The organism is Paraburkholderia haematera, assembly GCF_905220975.1.
GTDB classification, from domain to species: Bacteria; Pseudomonadota; Gammaproteobacteria; order Burkholderiales; family Burkholderiaceae; genus Paraburkholderia; species Paraburkholderia haematera.
In genome coordinates this window covers 404,459-424,042 of sequence record NZ_CAJNBK010000002.1, presented here as the reverse complement: position 1 = coordinate 424,042, position 19,584 = coordinate 404,459, and the positions used below count along the sequence as shown (strand labels likewise).

The window sequence follows — 19,584 nt, the reverse complement described above, 5'->3', positions numbered from 1 at the left end:
GGCGAGCGATGCGGTTGAGAGCCGCGCCGACAGGCAAGGGACAGGGACCTTGGATGTCGAACTATCACTCGACCACCGAAAAAAGCTACGGGGCCGACACTACGTTACTGCTCCTGTCATCGGTTTCTCATGCCGATGGACCGCATTGAAAGGCAAATCAAACGGCAAGTAAACTTCCTCAAAAGCAGAATTCACGCTATGCGAGAGTTTATTTTTAGAGTTGTACGAAAAGGGGCCTATTTGTGCTGCTGCCCTTAAGTCGTAAAAAATAAATTGAACGGCCACCAGTAATGGATTGATCGGCGCGGGTTGTTCAAAAACGTATATGGTCGAGTTTCGTGCTTGTTGCGGCTAAAGCAGATTTGCCCGATGGTGGAATCTCGTCTCCGACCACCACCGCCCCACGTAACCCATGAGCCACTTCTTTGACCTGAGCCCGCTCCATGTGAGCTATCGCAGCCCCGCCCGCTCGACCCGCACCGCAGACCGTCATGCGGATCTATGCAAGCGCCTATGCGAAGCGCGCCAGCACGATTCTGTGCAGCCGGAAGCGGCAGGCGGATCACCCGCGCCAGCACGCACGCCACGCAGGGCAGCGGCACGCAAGCCGGCGAGCCGGGATGACGACTCAGACGGCGAGCCTGCGCCAGCACGGCGAGGCATCGCACCGATCTTTCTGGACCTTGATGCCGTAGCCGATGCGCTGGCGCTTTCAACGCGCGGTGTCCAGAGGCTCGTTCAGGAGGGCAACTTCCCGAAACCTCGCGCACTCAGCGCCCGTCGTGTCGCGTGGTTGACAGAGGATGTGATTGAGTGGGCCCGCCGCAGGCCCACTGCAGACATGCTCACGCCTCCTAATGCGGGCCAGCGGGCTTGATATGCGCCTCGGCAAGCCGTTCGAGTTCGTCGGATAGCTTGCCGAGCCAGACTCGTTTTTCCTGGTCATAGCTATGCCGGTTGTAAACGCCGACAATTCCGGGCGGGACGTGACCCAATATCGCCTCTGCGATTTCAGACGGGCAACCGAGCGCGGCGAGCAAGGTGCGCGACGATCGCCTTAAATCGTGTGGCGACCAATGGCTAACCGGCAGGCGCGGGCGCTCCCAGTTCGGGCGAGTCATCGAGTGAGGCATGTGGAACCACACGGCGGTTTGAATGACCTTCTGCTCAACGTGGCCGCCCGTCTCAGACGGGAACAGGAAGCCCTTGCCATGCACGCCCATCCTGCGCCGAATAATGGTCTCGGCGCGGCCCACCAGCGGCGTCCGCATGTCGGTTGCGTGGGCGCGCTTCGCGTTCTTCGTCTTCGCCTTCGGAATCGTGAGCCAGAGACCATCTGGCTCCTCTGTGAGCCATGCGCCTTCGGTTGCGCATATCTCAGCGCCTCTTAATCCGGTCCAGAGGTAAATCGTTAGAACATCGTCCACCAGGCGCGACAGATTCGGCAGCCACGGTATCAGCGTTCCGAGTTCGGTCGCGCTCAGGACTCGCTTCGTGGTCACCCGCTCACCGGCCACGATCCGGCCAGAGGATTGCAACTTTCCGCGCAGTATGTCGCGCCAGTGGTTGCTTGCGTCTTCGGGGAGCCTGCCCGAATCCATCGCATAGGACCAAGCTGCGGCCAATTCCCTTTTTAGGTTGGCGGCCTGCACCGGGATCGCCTCATGGCTCTTGATCAGGTCGAATGCGTCGCGGCGCTTCACAGTCGTCGCATCCATGGCGGCGAACTTCTCGGGAACCATCTTAGCGAACATGCGGCGCACTTCAGCCGCGCCCTTCTCTTTGCGATGCACATTGACGTGCCCATGCACGTAGTCGCGCAGCACGTCGGCGACCGTCGGCGAGCCATCGACCTTGGCCGCACCCTCCGAGACCGCTGTGCGCGCCGTACGTCGCTCGGCGGCTGGGTCCTCGCCACTATCCCGAGCCGCACGCAGCTTCTCCCAGTTGTGGACGGCGGTAGCGACACTCATTTCCGGCCATGTGCCGATCTTCACCTGGCCGAGCCGACCATCAGGCGTGCGGTAGCGATACGTCCAAGTCTTGCGGCTGGCGCTCGCGATAAGCCGCAGGCCAGGCGATCCATCAATTAGAATGTGCTGCCCGGCAGGCAACAATTTTGCCGTTCGTGGGTCGAAACCTTTCATGATTTCAGTATAGGTTTTCCCGGCGCAGCCCCATGCCGAGCCGGTATAGGTTTACGATATCACGGTCGAATTTCCCATACTAGCGAGTGGAATGTACTGGCGCATTGCGGCGCTTTCTGGCGCGAACAGAAGACGTATGCAGAACCGGCAGAACCAATAGGAGTAAGGCATTGCAGGCAGCAACCCCAAGCCCAGTAATGGATAACGAGAAGTCACACACGCCAATGATGCAGCAGTACCTCCGCATCAAGGCGGATCATCCGGGCACGCTGGTGTTCTACCGGATGGGCGATTTCTACGAGCTCTTTTTCGAAGATGCGGAAAAGGCCGCGCGTCTGCTCGATTTAACACTGACGCAGCGCGGCGCGTCGGCGGGCAATCCGATCAAGATGGCGGGCGTACCGCATCACGCGGTCGAACAGTATCTGGCCAAGCTGGTGAAGCTCGGCGAATCCGTCGCAATTTGCGAACAGATCGGCGATCCGGCTACGTCGAAAGGGCCGGTCGAGCGCAAAGTGATGCGCGTGGTCACGCCGGGCACATTGACGGACGCTGCACTCCTGTCCGACAAAAGCGACGTCTACCTGATGGCGCTGTGCGTCGCGCATAACCGCCGCGGCGTCGCAACGAGCGTCGGGCTCGCATGGCTGAATCTGGCGAGCGGCGCGTTGCGCCTCGCTGAAGTTGCACCCGACCAGGTGGCTGCCGCGCTCGAACGGATTCGCCCCGCGGAGATTCTGGTGGCCGACGCGCAGGCCGACTCCGCGAGCTGGACGCCGCCCGTCAACGCCGGCGCCCTCACCCGCGTGCCGGTCTGGCACTTCGATATCGCCTCGGGCACGCAGCGTCTATGCGATCAACTGGAAGTGGCCGGCCTTGACGGCTTCGGCGCGCATTCGCTGACAGCGGCCTGCGGCGCGGCGGGCGCGCTGTTGCTGTACGCGGCGGCCACGCAAGGCCAGCAATTGCGCCACGTGCGCAGCCTGAAGGTCGAGTACGAGTCCGAATATATCGGGCTCGACCCCGCCACGCGTCGCAATCTTGAACTCACGGAAACACTGCGCGGCACCGAATCGCCCACCCTGTGTTCGCTGCTCGACACCTGCTGCACGACCATGGGCAGCCGTCTGCTGCGTCACTGGCTGCATCATCCGCCGCGCGAAGCCGCTGTGGCGCAAGCACGTCAACAGGCCATCGGCGCATTGCTCGACGCGCCACCGGGCGCGGGTGTTGACTCGCTGCGCGGCGCGTTGCGGCAGATTTCCGACATCGAGCGAATTACTGGGCGTCTCGCACTGCTGTCGGCGCGGCCGCGCGATCTGTCGAGCCTGCGCGATACGTTTATCGCCTTGCCCGAGCTGCGCGCACAACTCGCGGCCGTTTCCTCCAATGCGGATTCGCTGGCGCGTATCGATGCATCGCTGGAACCGCCGCAAGCGTGCGTCGAATTGCTCAGGCGCGCGGTCGCGCAAGAGCCATCCGCCATGGTGCGCGACGGCGGCGTGATCGCCCGCGGTTACGATGCGGAACTCGACGAGTTGCGAGATATTTCGGAGAACTGCGGACAGTTCCTGATCGACCTCGAAACGCGCGAGCGGGCGCGCACCGGCATCGGCAATCTGCGCGTCGAGTACAACAAGGTGCACGGCTTCTATATCGAAGTCACACGCGGCCAGACCGACAAGGTGCCCGACGATTACCGCCGCCGTCAGACGCTGAAAAATGCCGAGCGCTACATCACGCCGGAACTGAAAACGTTCGAAGACAAGGCACTGTCCGCGCAGGAGCGCGCACTGGCCCGCGAACGCTCACTCTACGACGCGTTGCTGCAGGCGCTGCTGCCTTTTATCCCGGACTGCCAGCGGGTCGCCGCGGCACTCGCCGAACTCGATCTGCTGGCTGCCTTCGCGGAACGCGCCCGCGCACTCGATTGGGTCGCGCCGACGTTTTCGCCGGATACGGGCATCGAAATCGAACAGGGGCGGCATCCGGTTGTCGAGGCGCAGGTCGAGCAGTTCATCGCTAACGACTGCACGCTCACACCGGAGCGCAAACTGCTGCTGATCACCGGCCCGAACATGGGCGGTAAGTCGACTTTCATGCGGCAGACTGCGCTAATCGCGTTGCTGGCATATGTCGGCAGCTACGTGCCGGCACGGCGCGCGGCATTCGGTCCAATCGATCGCATCTTCACTCGAATTGGCGCTGCGGACGATCTGGCCGGCGGCCGTTCGACCTTCATGGTGGAAATGACGGAAGCGGCGGCGATCCTGAACGACGCGACGCCCCAAAGTCTCGTGCTGATGGACGAGATCGGGCGCGGAACGTCGACGTTCGACGGGCTGGCGCTGGCTTGGGCCATCGCACGGCACCTGCTCTCGCACAACGGCTGTCATACGCTGTTCGCCACGCATTACTTCGAATTGACGCAGCTGCCCGCCGAGTTTCCACACGCGGCCAATGTGCATCTGTCGGCAGTCGAACATGGGCACGGTATCGTGTTCCTGCATGCGGTCAGCGAAGGTCCGGCGAATCAGAGCTACGGTTTGCAGGTCGCGCAACTGGCCGGTGTGCCGAACGCAGTGATCCGCGCAGCCCGCAAGCATCTCGCGCATCTCGAACAGCAATCGGCGGCGCAACCCGCACCGCAACTCGATCTGTTCGCGGCACCCATGCCCATGCTGGTCGAAGACGCCGACGACGAACGCGACGTCAGGCCGGAATCGGCGGCGGCATCCCCGGCCATGCAGGCACTCGTCGAGCGTCTGCGCGGAATCGATCCGAACGATCTGCGGCCGCGCGAAGCGCTCGACCTGCTGTACGAACTGCACGAGCTGGCCGCCGCGCCGGATGCCGATCATTGACGCACACAGACCTCGGCGGCGCCCGCGCAAACTTTGCGCGGCGCTGACCGTCGCCCTTACGTTCGCGGGTGGGCTCGCGTCGCTTGTTGCATTTGTCCCGCTCGCGCATGCCGAAACGCCGCGCTATGCTTTCGCGGTCATCGCCAACACGATGCAAAGCCCCGCCGACGAAGCGTCCACGCAACGCCTGATCGAAGCGATCAGCCGCGAGCGCGACGTGTCGTTCATCGTCTACGACGGCAATCTGAAGGGCGCGAAAGAAGCCTGCCGCGATGCGTTATACGAACGGCGCCACGCGCTGCTCGAAATGTCACGGCCCGCCCTCTTCTTCATTCCAGGCCAGCACGACTGGGCCGACTGCGGCACGGCTGAGGCCGGTGGCTTTGACCCGGTCGAGCGGCTCGACCAATTGCGCCAGACGCTCTTCATCGATTCCACGTCGATGGGTCAGAACCCGGTCGCATTGACGCGCGAGAGCGAAGTGTCGCGCTTTCGCCCGTTCCGGGAGAATGTGCGCTGGCAAGTCGGCGATACCGTGTTTGTCGGTCTGAACGCACCGAGTCCGAACAATCACTACCTGACTGCGGGCGGCCGCAACGGCGAGTTCGAAGATCGCGTGATCGCCAATGCATTCTGGCTCGAGCACGCCGCCGAATACGCCAAACGCCGCGACGCGCGCGCGATTGTTGTATTCATTCAAGGCGACCCCGATCCGGAGCGCTACGAACGACCCGATCGATTTGCGTGGCTGCGCTTTGCTCGCAATCCACGCCGCGATGGATTTCTGGAATTCAAACGCAGCCTCGTCAAACTCGCGCAGATTTTCCGTGGCCCCGTGCTTGTGATTCATTGCGACGACGAACGCGCAAGCGCCGGCTTCGTGATCGATCAGCCATTACGCAATGACAAAGGGATGCTGGTGACGAATCTCACACGTGTCGCGCTTGCGCCGCATGATCGTCTTAACCAGTGGATTCAGATTGAAGCGGATCTCGGCAGAAAACCGCCGTTCCGCGTGAGTGTGCGCGATGTGCCGAGGCAAATGCCGATGCCCACGGCACAGCCCGTGCCGCAGCGCGAAGAGCCGTCAGCTTCGATGCCGGCTGTGCCTGCGTTAGGCCCCGCTTCCGAGTTGCCGCCGTTGTTGCAAACACCCGACCAGTCGCAACACAGGCCAGCGGACGAAGGCGGCAGCGAGTATGGCCCCGCCATGTCCGCTCCGCCCGCGTCGGCCGCCTCGGCCGTTCAGCCGCGCTCACCGGGTGCGTCTTCAAACGTTCCCGGCGCGCCCGCAAGCTCAGTGCAGCGTGGGCCCTGACTTGTCGCCTTCGTCTTCGTCGTCATCTTCATCGAGGACTTCAAGGCCGTCGGCGCCATGTGCGTGTTCGTGCTGGATTTCGTCTTCGGTAGCCGGACGCACGTCCTTGACGGTCAGCGCGAAACGCAGCGCCATACCGGCGAGCGGATGGTTGCCGTCGAGTACGACTTTGTCTTCCGCCACGTCGGTCACCACGTAGACGAGCGAATCGAGATCCTCATCGCCTTCTTCCGGCGTGCCTTCGAATTGCATGCCGACTTCGAGCGGTTCCGGGAAGCGATCACGCGGCTCGATCTTCACCAGATCGGGGTCATACTCGCCGAATGCGTCTTGCGGCTCAAGCTGGATCTGGGTCTCGAAACCGGCCTCGTGGCCGTCGAGCTCTTCCTCGATCTTGGGGAACGTGCCATCATAGCCGCCGTGCAGATAGACCATCGGCTCGTCGCTTTCTTCAATCAGATTGCCCTGCGCATCCGATAGCTTGTAGGCGACCGACACGACGGTGTTCTTTGCGATTTTCATTCGATTCTCCAGAATACAACTCACATTATACGATGCCCAAGCGGCCCACTGACCACCCTGCCGATGCAGCTTCGGCACGGAAATCTTCGCCTGCTTCCAAGCTGGCGCTCCCTGCCTTCCCGCCCTCGCCCGACACGCCCACGCCACTGCTCGGCAACCTGACGCCGTCGCAGTTCATGCGCCGGTACTGGCAGAAGAAGCCGCTCTTGATCCGCCAGGCGATCCCGAACGTGGAAGCGCCGCTGTCGCGCGAAGAGTTTTTCGAGCTGGCCGATCAGGACGAAGTCGAAGCGCGTCTGATCACGCACTTTCGCAACAAATGGCAAATGGAGCACGGCCCGTTTGCGCCTGATGAACTGCCGTCGGTCAAGCAGCGCGCCTGGACGTTGCTCGTGCAAGGCGTGGACCTCTACGACGATCGCGCGCGTGCCCTGCTCGACCGTTTCCGCTTCGTGCCGGACGCGCGTCTGGACGACCTGATGATTTCGTATGCGAGCGACGGTGGCGGCGTCGGCCCCCATTTCGATTCCTACGATGTGTTTCTTTTGCAAGTAAAAGGCAAGCGCCGGTGGCGGATCAGTGCGCAGAAAGATCTGACGCTGCAACCGGGTTTGCCGTTGAAAGTTTTACAGCATTTCGAGCCGGAACAGGAGTGGCTGCTCGAACCGGGCGACATGCTATATCTGCCGCCTCATATCGCGCACGACGGTATCGCCGAGGGCGAATGCATGACCTGCTCGATTGGTTTTCGCGCTCCGTCAGCAGGCGAATTGACCGCCCAGTTCCTCTACCATCTGGCCGAGCGCGGCGAGTCGGCTGCACGCCCCGATGCGCTCTATCGCGACCCGCAACAACCCGCCGTCGACCGTCCGGCAGAGCTGCCCGCCGCCTTGATCGAACGCGTTGGCGCGATCCTTGCGGGAGTCAAATGGAGCGAGCAGGATATTGCGTCATTCCTCGGCACGTACCTCAGCGAACCGAAGCCGAGCGTCGTCTTTGATCCGCCGCAACGACCGCTCAACGAAGCCCGTTTCATCGGTCAGGCATCGAAGTCGGGCATTCGGCTGGACCGCAAGACTAATTTGTTGTACAACCGCCGTTTTTTCTTCGTAAATGGAGAGGAAATGCCGTTTGATGGCGCAAAAAAGTGGTTGATTGACCTCGCTGACCACCGGTGTATGAGTGCGAAACGCTTTGTAACACTCTCACACGATTCGTCGGTGACAGCACTGCTTCACGAGTGGTATTGTGCGGGCTGGATACAAGTGGGCGAGCTTGCGTAACTCTGCCCGCCTGTTATACCGTACTGTGAAATTTTGTATGAGAAAGACAACGTATTGACCCCGGATTTATGGATTGTCAGTACGAAAGTGCATATAATTTCCGCCCAAGCCGTAGGGAAGATTCTAGCTCGTCAAAAGAGCGTCTCCACCAGCGGCCCAGGTCGGTGTTGGAGCACATTACCGGTATTATTTTGCGCTGTTGCTTACCTTTAACCATAAAAGGACGTGATCATGAAGAAATCCCTCCTCGTAGCATCCCTGTTGGCAGCCGTGGCACTGGCTGCATGCAACAAGAGCAACGATCAAGCCGCTGCACCGGCTGCTAGCGACGCTGCTGCCGCTTCGGCACCGGCTGCTGCTGCTTCGGACGCTGCTGCTGCTGCGTCGGGTGCGGCTGCTGCTGCGAGCGACGTTGCTGCTTCGGCTACGGCCGCTGCTTCGGATGTAGCTGCTGCTGCTTCGATGGCTGCTCCGGCTTCGGGCGCAAGCCAGTAAGCTGTCGCATAGGGTTCGCCTCTGGGCGAAAACTGCATCGGGAAATCACCTCGATTTCCTGGGCAGTAAAGCAAAACGCCACGGATTCACATCCGTGGCGTTTTGTCATTTAAGCGCGGTTTTCTACAATGGCATTCACATAGTCGTCTATTCAGACGGCGTGGCGCTCTCTTCGAAGAACTCGCGCACGACTTCGATCTCACGTGTGCGCTTGAACGGCGGCAAGCTCTGCCATATACGGCGTCCATACGGCTTGTCGACCAGACGCGTGTCGCAGATCATCAGCACGCCACGATCGGTCTCAGCGCGAATCAGACGCCCTGCGCCCTGCTTGAGCGTAATCACGGCCTGCGGCAACTGGTGGACCGCAAACGGACTCAATCCCTTCTTTGTCAGCGCATCCAGACGCGCTGACAACACCGGGTCATCGGGTGGTGCAAACGGCAGCTTGTCGATCACGACCAGCGAGAGCGCATCGCCACGCACATCCACGCCTTCCCAGAAGCTCTGACTGCCCACCAGAATCGCATTGCCGTACGCACGGAAGCGCTCGAGCAACTCGGTGCGGCTCGCGTCACCCTGCACGAGCAGCGGATAGTCCCAACCGCGCGCTTCGATGGTGTCACGCAACTTGGTCGAGATGCGGTCCACGGCGCGCAACGTCGTACACAACATGAATACGCCACCTCCCGATGCTTCGATCGCCGGCAATGCAGCGTCGAACACGGCGTCGGTAAACATCGGCGACGAAGGCTGCGGCAAATTGCGCGGCACGTACAGAAGCCCTTGCGTCGAATAGTCGAAGGGGCTCGGCAACGTCATCGAGCGCTTCGCGTTCAGGCCCATCTGCGCCGCATAGTGCGTGAAATCGCCCCGCACCGACAAGGTTGCCGACGTGAAGATCCACGCGCGCGGCACGCCCGCACGCTGCTTCGCGAAGATCGGCGCGACTGACAGCGGCGTTTCGTGCAACTGCACGGTATGCGCGAAAACTTCGATCCAGCGCACCTTTTCGTTCGGATCGCCGCGTTCGGCTTTGGCGTCCGCAGAGGCGGCGTCAGCGGCTGCGCGTTCGGTCTCGGTGGGCGGCGGCGTCCAGCCGGCAAGCACGCCCTGCAACTCGCGTGCGCGGCGCAAACAGGCGCCGATCGATTCGGCTCGTTCGGCCTGACCCGCCAACGCGGAAGTCAAGGCGTCGAGTTCGGCCTCAAGCGTTTCGAGCGCGGGGAATAACGGATGATCGTCAGGCAACTGACCGATCGACAAACGCACCGAGTCTTCCTTGAAAGCGAGCCGCACGTCGCGCGCCGCGCGTTCGAGCGTCGAGCCGAGCTTCACCCAGTCAACCGACTCGCGCGCATGGCCCAGACCCTCCGCCACGGAATCGCGCGCGAGTTCGAGAAACTGCGTGGTGGAAAGCGTTTCGCCGAAAAACAGCGTCGCGGTTTCCGGCAGTTGGTGCGCTTCGTCGAAGATGACGGTGTTTGCCGTAGGCAGCAATTCGGCCATGCCGGTATCGCGCAACATGATGTCGGCGAAAAACAGATGGTGATTGACCACCACGATGTCCGCCTGCTGCGCCTCGCGGCGCGCCTGCATCACGAAGCAGTCCTTGTAGTGCGGGCACTCCTGGCCAAGACAGTTTTCACGTGTGGACGTGACCATCGACCACACCGCCGCCGTTTCCGGCACGCTCGCGAGCTCGGCCTTGTCCCCAGTGCGCGTGATCTTGGCGAAGCGAACGATGTCCTGCAGATACGAGGTTTCCTGGCGCGAAGGCAGACGTCCGTTATCCGCCGTGCGCTGCAGATAGTAATGGCACAGGTAGTTCGCGCGGCCCTTGAGCATCGCCACCGAGACCGGCACGGCAAGGGCATCGCGCACGGTCGGAATGTCACGCTGAAAAAGCTGATCCTGCAAATGCTTGGTGCCGGTGGAGACGATCACCTTGCCGCCCCACAGCATGGCCGGCACGAGATACGCATAGGTCTTGCCGGTGCCGGTGCCCGCCTCCACGATCAGCGTATTTTCGCTGCCGTCGAGACCGTTCGGTTCGTCGGCTTCCGGAGCTTGCGCCGCAGCATCCGCGCCCGGCGATTGCAAACGCCGCGCTGGACGCTTTTGCGCTTCGAACATCGCGGGTTCGGGCATTGCACGGCCCGATGCTTCCATGGCCGCCGCAACGGCGCGCGACATCTCGATCTGTGACGCGCGCGAGCGATAGCCGTCAATCTGGCGGGCGAGCAGGCCGTTGGCGGCGAAGATTTCGTCCAGTTCGGCCACGCGGCGTGGATTCAATGATGCGGAAAGCGCAGACGCGGGAGCACGCGGCGCTTGTGCGCCGGCCGCGGGGGCGTCGTCGGCCGCCATGGCACGTGGTGAAGTTTCAAGCGGTGAATTCAAGGCAAGCGTTTCCTGCAAAGTCCGGCGCGCGCGGCGCGACCCGGCGCCTGCCAGGCCGCGAACTCAGGCGCGTGCGTCCGGTTCGAGCTGCAATTGCAGCAAGATGATGGTGTCCTTGACTTTGAGTTTGCGCTTTTTCAGGCGCTGCAACTCGAAGTCGTCGATGCCGGGCTCATCCGATATTCGATCGATTAAACGATCGAGCCCACTATGCTCCGATTCCAGTTGCAGAATACGGTCGCGAAGAGTGTCTGCGGTGATGACGTGATGCTGATCGCGCATGCTCGCCTCCTCTCGTAAGCGGCACAGGCTGCATGGCGCAGCCTGATGCCTGAGGTTGCTGTCCGGCTTAAAACGCGTACGACGACTGCCTGGCTGCTACCCTACCAGAACCCGCTACAGCGCACTTATTGCTGCTGCTGTTGCTGCTTCTGCTGTTCTTCAAGTTCCTGCTGCTGTTTCAACTGGTCCTGACGTTTCTGCTCGGCCTTCTCGGCAGCCTGCTTCTGACGGGCTTCGACGTCGGCTTTGTGTTGCGCTGCATCGGTCTGCTTCTTCTCGAAGCTCTGCTGCTTCTCCACGCGCTCCTGCGCCTTCTGCGCGCCCTGCTGACGCGCTTCGTCGAGCTTGCGCTGGAAGTCGGCCTGCTTCTGATCGTACGCCGCGCTGTTGGCTGCGGCTTGCGACGGACTGATGCCGCGCTGCGCCTGATCCAGCGCATGCTGCTGTTGCTTCTGCTGATAGGCTTGCGCGTTGGCGCTGCGTTGCGGCGCCTCGGCTGCGCGCTGTGTCTGGTCGAGCTGGTGTTGGCGCTGCTTGTCTTCGTAGGCCTGCGCGTTACGCGCGTCGTCGGCGGCGCGTTGCGGCGCGCTCGCTTCGTCTTGTGCACGTTTGAGCGCGGCCTGCTCGTCACGCTCACGGGCCCGCTGAACACGCTGTTCGCCGTCGAGCGCGAGCTGTTCCTTGCGAATGTCGGCCTGCACCGAGCGCATGCTGTCGCGCGCCTTGCCCAGACAGTGGTTGACGAAAAACTTACTGTAGCACTCGTGTTCGGCGACCGCGTAACGGTAGTTGTTTTCCTCCGTGCGCTGATCCAGCACTTTCTGCCGCGCGTCGAACGCGTTGTCAGGCGATACGGGGTTGTCAGCATTTTCAGCGTTGCCGGCATGCCCCACGCCTGCGCCGTTCGTGGTGTTCGCTGCGCCCGCCGCACTCGCTGCCGCCGCGCCCGAAGCGGCGGCCGGCGCGAGACTGCCGGCGAGCTCGAGCGGCGCTGCGGATTGCGCTGCAGCCGGCGCCGACACGGCTAGCGTTGCGGCCATGGCGCACGAAGCGCACGTAGCAAAAAACACCCCATTGGACCGGTGCGCTGACCTGAACACGGACCGCGACGCCGAAATGAGCGACTTAAGCGACTTAAGCGACGAGCGCGCCAAACGCGGCGACAAAAAAAGCGGCAAGTGTGACAAGCGAGAGACCAAGCGGGAGCCCAGGCGGTTGAGGGACAAAGAGGTTGGCAACGTCGTAAATGGTCAACGGAACATGCCCGAAATTCTATCACCCTGCGGTTGAGCCCTTTGGCATTTATGGCAAAATGCCCCGCTCCAGCAACCTGGTCGCAGCGCGCACGCCCAGCGTGCACCGGCGTGCCCGACGTGGGCCCGGCCTGTGCCCGAAGTGCGCCATTGCCGCGCGACCTTTGATTGAGTAGCAGGAACACCAAGACCTTATGACGGAAACCGTAGCACTCAAGATCGTACAGCGCATCGCCGCCGAACTGTCCGTCCAGCCGCGCCAGGTCGCGGCCGCGGTGCAACTTCTCGACGAAGGAGCGACTGTTCCGTTCATCGCCCGCTACCGGAAGGAAGTGACCGACAATCTCGACGACACGCAACTGCGCAATCTCGAGGAGCGTCTGCTGTATCTGCGCGAGCTGGAAGACCGGCGCGCCGCGATCATCGCCAGCATCGACGAACAGGGCAAGCTCACCGACGAGTTGCGCACCGCGATCGAAGCCGCAGACAGCAAGCAGGTGCTGGAAGACCTGTATCTCCCGTACAAACCCAAGCGCCGCACGCGCGCGCAGATCGCCCGCGAAGCCGGCCTGCAGCCGCTCGCCGACGCGCTGCTGGCCAATCCCCTGCTCGACCCGCAAACCGAAGCCGCCGCCTACGTAGACGCCGAAAAAGGTGTCGCGGACATCAAGGCCGCGCTCGACGGCGCACGCGATATCCTCTCCGAACAATTCGGCGAAACCGCGGATCTGCTCGGCAAGCTGCGTGACTACCTGTTCAACCAGGGCGTGGTGTCGTCGAAAGTGGTCGAAGGCAAGGAAAACGCGGAAGAAGAGAAATTCCGCGATTACTACGACTATGCGGAAACCATCAGGACCGTGCCGTCGCACCGCGCGCTCGCCCTGTTCCGCGGCCGCAATGCGGGCGTGCTGATGGTCAAGCTGGGTTTGGGCGAAGAACTCGACGCGCAGGTGCCGCATCCGGGCGAAGCGTTGATCGCCCGCCACTTCGGCATCGCCAATCAGAACCGCCCGGCCGACAAGTGGCTCTCCGACGTGTGCCGCTGGTGCTGGCGCGTGAAGGTGCAGCCGCACATCGAAAACGAATTGCTGACCAATCTGCGCGACGAAGCCGAGCACGAAGCGATTCGCGTGTTCGCGCGCAATCTGAAGGACCTGCTGCTCGCAGCGCCGGCGGGCCCGAAGGCCGTGATCGGCCTCGATCCGGGTATGCGCACCGGTGTGAAGGTGGCAGTGGTCGACCGCACCGGCAAGGTGCTGACGACCGACGTCATTTACCCGCACGAGCCGCGCCGCGACTGGGACGGCTCGCTAGCCAAGCTCGCGCGCATCTGCGCGCAGACGCAAGCGGAACTGATCAGCATCGGCAACGGCACGGCGTCGCGTGAGACGGATAAGCTCGCGAGCGAACTGATCGCGCGTCATCCGGAGTTCAAGATGCAGAAGATCGTCGTCTCGGAAGCCGGTGCGTCGGTGTATTCGGCTTCCGAACTCGCGGCGAAGGAATTCCCGGACATGGACGTGTCGCTGCGCGGCGCCGTATCGATTGCACGCCGTCTACAGGATCCGCTCGCGGAACTGGTGAAAATCGAACCGAAGGCGATCGGCGTCGGCCAATACCAGCACGACGTGAATCAGCGCGAACTGGCCCGCTCGCTCGACGCAGTGGTCGAGGATTGCGTGAACGCGGTCGGTGTGGATGCCAATACGGCGTCGGTCGCGTTGCTGGCGCGCGTGTCGGGTCTGAACGCGACGCTGGCGCGCAACATCGTCGACTATCGCGATGCAAACGGCCCGTTCCCTTCGCGCGAACATCTGCGCAAGGTGCCGCGACTCGGCGACAAGACCTTCGAACAGGCCGCCGGCTTCCTGCGCATCAACAACGGTGAGAATCCGCTCGACCGCTCGTCGGTTCACCCGGAAGCCTATCCGGTCGTGGAACGCATGCTCGCGAAGATCAGCAAGCACGTCGGCGAAGTGCTCGGCAATCGCGACGCGCTGCGCGGCCTGTCGCCGGCGGAATTCGTCGACGAACGCTTCGGCCTGCCGACCGTGCGCGACATTCTGCTGGAACTCGAAAAGCCGGGCCGCGACCCGCGCCCCGAGTTCAAGACCGCGACCTTCCGCGAAGGCGTCGAGAAGGTCAGCGACCTGACGCCGGGCATGGTGCTCGAAGGTGTCGTGACGAACGTGGCAGCCTTCGGCGCGTTCATCGACATCGGCGTGCATCAGGACGGCCTGGTACACGTGTCGGCCATGTCGACAAAGTTCATCAAGGACCCGCACGAAGTGGTCAAGGCCGGCCAGATCGTCAAGGTCAAGGTGCTGGAAGTCGATGTCAAGCGCCAGCGAATCGCGCTGACCATGCGTCTGGACGACGAGTTTGGCGCGGCAGCAGCGCCGCGCAGCGGTGGCGGCGCCCAGCAGGATCGCGGCCGCCCAGGCGGTGCTGGACGCGGCGCGCAGCAACAGCGCTCGCGTGAGCCGGAAGCAGGCGGCGCAATGGCCGCTGCATTCGCCAAGCTCAAGCAGAAGTAAGCTGGTTCGTCAGTGCGTAGCTGAATCATGTGCTGACATCTACCGTTCACGAGTCTGAGCGGCAAAAAAAAGCCCACGCCATTGCGTGGGCTTTTTTATCGCTTGTCGCCAGCCATTTGTCGCGCCTCGACATGCAAGGCGCGCTCGAATGAGCGTCCGTCCTCAGATCTCGATCTTCGTCCCCAATTCCACCACCCGATTGGCCGGGATGCTGAAGAAATCGGTCGGCTTGGCGGCGTTCTGATGCATCCACGCGAACACACGTTCGCGCCACACCGACATGCCCGGCAACTGAGTCGGCACCACGGTTTCGCGGGCGAGGAAGAACGACGTGTCCATCAACTCGAACGTCATGTCGTGCGTGCGGCCGACCTCGAGCAACACCGCCTTCACGTCAGGAGTTTCATTGAACCCGTACGCCGCCTTGACGAGGTACAGGCCGCCGTTGAGATCCTTTACCGTCACGCGCTCCGCGTCATTCACATACGGAATATCGAGCGTCACGAAGGTCAGAAAAATGGTGCGCTCGTGCAGCACCTTGTTGTGCTTCAGATTGTGCAGCAAGCTCACCGGTACGAGCGAATCGCTGCCCGTCAGATAGATCGCCGTACCCGACACGCGGTGCGGTGGGTGCGCGAGCAAGCCCTGCAGGAACGGCATGAGCGGAATACCGTCGGCGGCCGTGCGCTCCTTGACGATCATCCTGCCCTTGAACCACGTCATCAGCAGGAAGAACAGCAACGCCCCGATGCCGAGCGGCAACCAGCCGCCCTCTGCGACCTTCAGCAGATTGGCGCCGAAAAAGCCTAAGTCAACCACCATGAACACGCCGATGATCAGCGCCACGAGGAACTTGTTCCACTTCCACACCTTTAGCATCACGACGCAGGCGAGGACCGTGGTAATCACCATGGTGGCCGTCACCGCGATACCGTACGCGGCGGCGAGGTTATCCGAGCTCTTGAAAGCGATCACGATGCACAGAATGATGAAGAGCAGCATCCAGTTCACCACCGGCACATAGATCTGACCGATCGCCAGTTCCGACGTATGCAGGATCTTCATGCGCGGCACGTAGCCGAGCTGGATCGCCTGGCTCGTCAGCGAATAGGCACCGGAAATCACTGCCTGCGACGCAATCACGGTCGCCACCGTCGACAGCACCACGAGCGGCAGCAGTGCCCAATCCGGCGCGAGCAGGAAGAACGGGTTTTCGATCGCCTTCGGGTCGTGCATCAGCAACGCGCCCTGGCCGAAATAGTTCAGCACAAGCGAAGGCATCACGAGGCAGTACCAGGCCATCCGGATTGGCTTGGCGCCAAAATGACCCATGTCGGCATAGAGCGCCTCGGCGCCGGTCAGCACCAGCACGACCGAGCCGAGCACCACGTAAGCCTGCAACACATGCGCGGCCATAAAGGTGTAGGCGTAATACGGGTTCAGTGCGCGGATCACGTTCGGCGACTGAATGATGTGCCACAGACCGAGCGCTGCGAGCACCAGGAACCACACCACCATGATCGGACCAAACAGCCGGCCGACGAGGGCCGTGCCGTGCCGCTGAATCCAGAACAGCAGCACGAGAATCACCATGGTGAGCGGCAACACCAGATGAGACATATTGGGTGCCGCGATCTCCAGACCTTCGACCGCCGAGATCACCGAAATCGCCGGCGTAATCACCGCATCACCATAGAACATGCAGGCACCGAAGATGCCGAGCATCATCAACAATCCGGCCGCTTTCGACTTCTGGTCGAGAGAGCGCAGTGCCAGCGCCATCAGCGCGAGAACACCGCCTTCACCATTGTTGTCCGCACGCATTACAAACAATACGTACTTGATGCTGACGACCATCACGATCGCCCAGAACAGCAGCGAAATCACGCCGAGAATCGATTGATCGGTCAGCGGAATGCCATGTGACGGGCTGAAGGCCTCTTTCAGCGAGTACAACGGGCTCGTGCCGATATCGCCGAATACCACGCCGATCGCGGCAATCGCGAGGGAAGGCAGAGGCTGTTTGTGCACGTGATTGTTATCTGTCATAGACGCGAGGAAATCCGTTCCCTGAGCGGAAAAAACGACCGCTATTCTAAACTGCCCGCCTAGCGCCGCCCGGCTTGTTGTGGATACACCACGTGGATGGTCCGCGAAGTGTAGCACCGCGATTTGGACACGTCTGCTGCGCCAGGCCTTTCGACGGTGCGGGCGTACGCCTTTTGCAAGGCGCCGCTCGCGTAACGCCATATGGCGGATGTTGACGCACAAAAAAACGGAGCCCTATTGGGCTCCGTTTTGCAGGCACTGCACTGGATACGACGCGACAGGTACGGCGTCGTAGCGCGCATCACGTGTTCGACGAATCCTGCTCCTGCTGCATACCGCGCTTGATCCACGCGCCGAGGTTATGCGGCCGAACCGTATCCCATTCCTCGAACGGCTGGTGAATCCACGGATTGGTAGGCAGATACTGCACGTGGTAGTCGGGCTTCACTTTCGAGCAGCCCTTGTACCAGAGCACGGCCGAGCGCACCGCGGTGATCGCCGGATAGCGTTCCTTCAGATGCTGCTGCACGCGTGCCAGCGTCACACCGGAATCGACCAGGTCGTCGACCAGCAGCACGTTGCCGTGCAGCTCGCCGCGCGTCATGGTGATGTATTGCGCGATGTCGAGTTCACCCTGCTCCGTGCCGGCCGCTTCGCGGTACGAACTGGTGGCGAGAATCGCCAGCGGCAGGTCGTAAATACGCGAGAGCTGATCGCCGACGCGCAAGCCCCCGCGCGCGAGACACAGGATCTTGTCGAACTTCCAGCCGGACTCATGCACGCCCAACGCCAGCAGTTCGATCAGCCGGTGATACTCATCCCAGCCGACCCACAGGTTCTTGTCATCGTTGCGCGGATCTTTCATCGCAATCATGGGTACACCTTGCACCATGGCTTAAACCTTGAACGGATGACGAAGCAGAATCGTTTCGTCGCGATCCGGACCGGTCGACACCATGTCGATCGGAATACCCGCGACTTCCTGCACACGCGTCAGATACGCACGCGCGCTGGCCGGCAGCTTGTCCCATTCCGTGATGCCGACGGTGCTTTCCTTCCAGCCCGCGAAGGTTTCGTACACCGGCACGCAACGCGCGACTTCCGATGCGCCACGCGGCAGCAGGTCGACATGCTGGCCGTCGACCATATAGCCGATGCACAGCTTCACTTCGTCGAGACCGTCGAGCACGTCGAGCTTGGTCATGCACAGGCCCGACACGCCGTTGATCTGGATCGAACGGCGCAACGCGGCGGCGTCGAGCCAGCCAGTGCGGCGCGGACGGCCGGTAACCGAGCCGAATTCCTTGCCGACCTTGGCGAGTTCCAGGCCGATCGGCTCCCGACGCTCTGCGTTATCCGCGTCGTACAGTTCGCTCGGGAACGGGCCCGAACCGACGCGCGTGCAGTACGCCTTCGTGATACCGAGGATGTAGTTCAGTTTTTGCGGACCGACGCCCGCACCCGCGGCGGCGGCTCCGGCTACGCAGTTGCTCGACGTGACGTACGGATAGGTGCCGTGGTCGATGTCGAGCAGCGTGCCTTGCGCGCCTTCGAACAGCAGATTGTTACCGGCTGCGTTTTCGTCGTACAGACGGCGCGAGACATCGGTCACCATCGGCTTCAGACGGTCGGCGTAGCTCAGCATCGTGTCGAGCGTTTGCTGGAAGTCGACCGCGGCGACGCCCAGGTATTGCGTCAGCACGAAGTTGTGATAGTCGAGGTTTTCACGCAGTCGTTCGGCGAAGCTTTCCGGCTCGAACAGGTCTTGCACGCGCAAGCCCCGGCGTGCCACCTTGTCTTCGTAGGCCGGGCCGATACCGCGGCCGGTCGTGCCGATCTTGCTCGCGCCACGGCGCGCTTCGCGGCCCTGGTCAATGGCAATGTGGTACGGCAGAATCAGGGTGGTGGCTTCGGAAATGAAGAGGCGATTCTGAACATCGACCCCGGCGGCTTCGAGCTCGCCAATTTCCTTGAACAGTGCTTCCGGCGACAACACGACGCCATTGCCGATGTAGCACGCGACGCCGGGATGCATGATGCCCGACGGAATCAGACGCAAGATGGTTTTCTTGCCGCCGATGATAAGCGTGTGACCGGCATTGTGACCGCCCTGGAAGCGAACGACGCCTTGAGCGTGGTCCGTCAGCCAGTCGACGATCTTGCCCTTGCCTTCATCACCCCACTGGGTCCCCACGACGACGACGTTGCGCCCGGGGTTCACATTCACTGCGCTGGCAGACATGTTGTTTCGTAAGCTGGTTAAAAACGTATTCTACCTATGTTCGCGGAACCTTCCGAATTTTTCCGTTTCCGCTCAACGGTATGCACGTTATGGTGGGTATATCGAAAATAGCGCGGCCGGGGGCCGCGCCGGGTCCGGCGACGCTTTGGACGCCTTCTGAAATGCCCTTGGGATGTCCCTCAGGCGGTC

The 19,584-nt window shown here is 62.0% G+C and carries 14 protein-coding genes; 6 read left to right on the top strand and 8 right to left on the bottom strand.

Annotated features, from left to right (window positions below):
• Positions 1-412 precede the first annotated feature (412 nt).
• Positions 413-877, top strand: a complete 465-nt coding sequence (locus KHO23_RS34955; RefSeq protein WP_236066729.1) for a helix-turn-helix transcriptional regulator — start codon at positions 413-415, stop codon at positions 875-877.
• Here the strand turns inward: KHO23_RS34955 and KHO23_RS06245 are convergent.
• Positions 855-2,147: a tyrosine-type recombinase/integrase gene (locus KHO23_RS06245; RefSeq protein WP_211610156.1), complete on the bottom strand. Its 1,293-nt coding sequence runs from the start codon at positions 2,145-2,147 to the stop codon at positions 855-857. The genes KHO23_RS34955 and KHO23_RS06245 overlap by 23 nt on opposite strands.
• Positions 2,148-2,344: 197 nt before the next feature.
• Here KHO23_RS06245 and mutS point away from each other — a divergent pair, with 197 nt between their 5' ends.
• Both mutS and KHO23_RS06235 read left to right on the top strand, forming a co-directional pair.
• The gene (gene mutS / locus KHO23_RS06240; protein WP_211610155.1) at positions 2,345-5,011 is read left to right on the top strand and encodes a DNA mismatch repair protein MutS; all 2,667 of its coding nucleotides are present in this window, start codon (positions 2,345-2,347) and stop codon (positions 5,009-5,011) included.
• Positions 4,998-6,329: a hypothetical protein gene (locus KHO23_RS06235; RefSeq protein WP_211610154.1), complete on the top strand. Its 1,332-nt coding sequence runs from the start codon at positions 4,998-5,000 to the stop codon at positions 6,327-6,329. The genes mutS and KHO23_RS06235 overlap by 14 nt, the downstream gene beginning before the upstream one ends.
• On the opposite strand, the gene KHO23_RS06230 is transcribed toward KHO23_RS06235, so the two are convergent.
• On the bottom strand, positions 6,309-6,851 hold the full coding sequence (locus KHO23_RS06230; RefSeq protein WP_211610153.1) for an FKBP-type peptidyl-prolyl cis-trans isomerase: 543 nt from the start codon (positions 6,849-6,851) through the stop codon (positions 6,309-6,311). The two genes, KHO23_RS06235 and KHO23_RS06230, sit on opposite strands and share 21 nt — an antisense overlap.
• A 32-nt stretch (positions 6,852-6,883) precedes the next feature.
• Between KHO23_RS06230 and KHO23_RS06225 the strand changes: the two genes are divergently transcribed.
• Together KHO23_RS06225 and KHO23_RS06220 are read left to right on the top strand one after the other, a co-directional pair.
• Positions 6,884-8,134, top strand: a complete 1,251-nt coding sequence (locus KHO23_RS06225) for a cupin domain-containing protein (RefSeq protein WP_211610152.1) — start codon at positions 6,884-6,886, stop codon at positions 8,132-8,134.
• A 231-nt stretch (positions 8,135-8,365) separates the two neighbouring features.
• Positions 8,366-8,629, top strand: coding sequence for a hypothetical protein (locus tag KHO23_RS06220; RefSeq protein WP_236066728.1), 264 nt, complete (start codon positions 8,366-8,368; stop codon positions 8,627-8,629).
• A gap of 147 nt (positions 8,630-8,776) precedes the next feature.
• Here KHO23_RS06220 and KHO23_RS06215 read toward each other — a convergent pair whose 3' ends face one another.
• The 3 genes from KHO23_RS06215 to KHO23_RS06205 form a co-directional block, all read right to left on the bottom strand.
• Entirely contained in the window at positions 8,777-11,032 is a 2,256-nt protein-coding gene (locus tag KHO23_RS06215) for an ATP-dependent DNA helicase (RefSeq protein WP_211610150.1), read from the bottom strand.
• A 63-nt stretch (positions 11,033-11,095) separates the two neighbouring features.
• Positions 11,096-11,314, bottom strand: a complete 219-nt coding sequence (locus tag KHO23_RS06210) for a DUF465 domain-containing protein (protein ID WP_211610149.1) — start codon at positions 11,312-11,314, stop codon at positions 11,096-11,098.
• Positions 11,315-11,439: 125 nt separating this feature from the next.
• Complete coding sequence (locus KHO23_RS06205) at positions 11,440-12,384, bottom strand: hypothetical protein (RefSeq protein ID WP_211610148.1); 945 nt, start codon at positions 12,382-12,384, stop codon at positions 11,440-11,442.
• A gap of 377 nt (positions 12,385-12,761) precedes the next feature.
• Here KHO23_RS06205 and KHO23_RS06200 point away from each other — a divergent pair, with 377 nt between their 5' ends.
• Complete coding sequence (locus KHO23_RS06200; protein WP_211610147.1) at positions 12,762-15,104, top strand: Tex family protein; 2,343 nt, start codon at positions 12,762-12,764, stop codon at positions 15,102-15,104.
• 162 nt (positions 15,105-15,266) lie between these two features.
• Here KHO23_RS06200 and KHO23_RS06195 read toward each other — a convergent pair whose 3' ends face one another.
• The 3 genes from KHO23_RS06195 to KHO23_RS06185 all read right to left on the bottom strand — a co-directional run bounded on the left by KHO23_RS06195 (position 15,267) and on the right by KHO23_RS06185 (position 19,395).
• Complete coding sequence (locus tag KHO23_RS06195; RefSeq protein ID WP_211610146.1) at positions 15,267-17,153, bottom strand: potassium transporter Kup; 1,887 nt, start codon at positions 17,151-17,153, stop codon at positions 15,267-15,269.
• A 301-nt stretch (positions 17,154-17,454) separates the two neighbouring features.
• On the bottom strand, positions 17,455-18,045 hold the full coding sequence (locus tag KHO23_RS06190) for a phosphoribosyltransferase (protein WP_211610145.1): 591 nt from the start codon (positions 18,043-18,045) through the stop codon (positions 17,455-17,457).
• A gap of 3 nt (positions 18,046-18,048) precedes the next feature.
• Positions 18,049-19,395 carry an adenylosuccinate synthase gene (locus tag KHO23_RS06185; protein ID WP_211610144.1) on the bottom strand — a complete coding sequence of 449 codons (1,347 nt, stop codon included), beginning with the start codon at positions 19,393-19,395 and terminating at the stop codon, positions 18,049-18,051.
• Positions 19,396-19,584 lie beyond the last annotated feature (189 nt).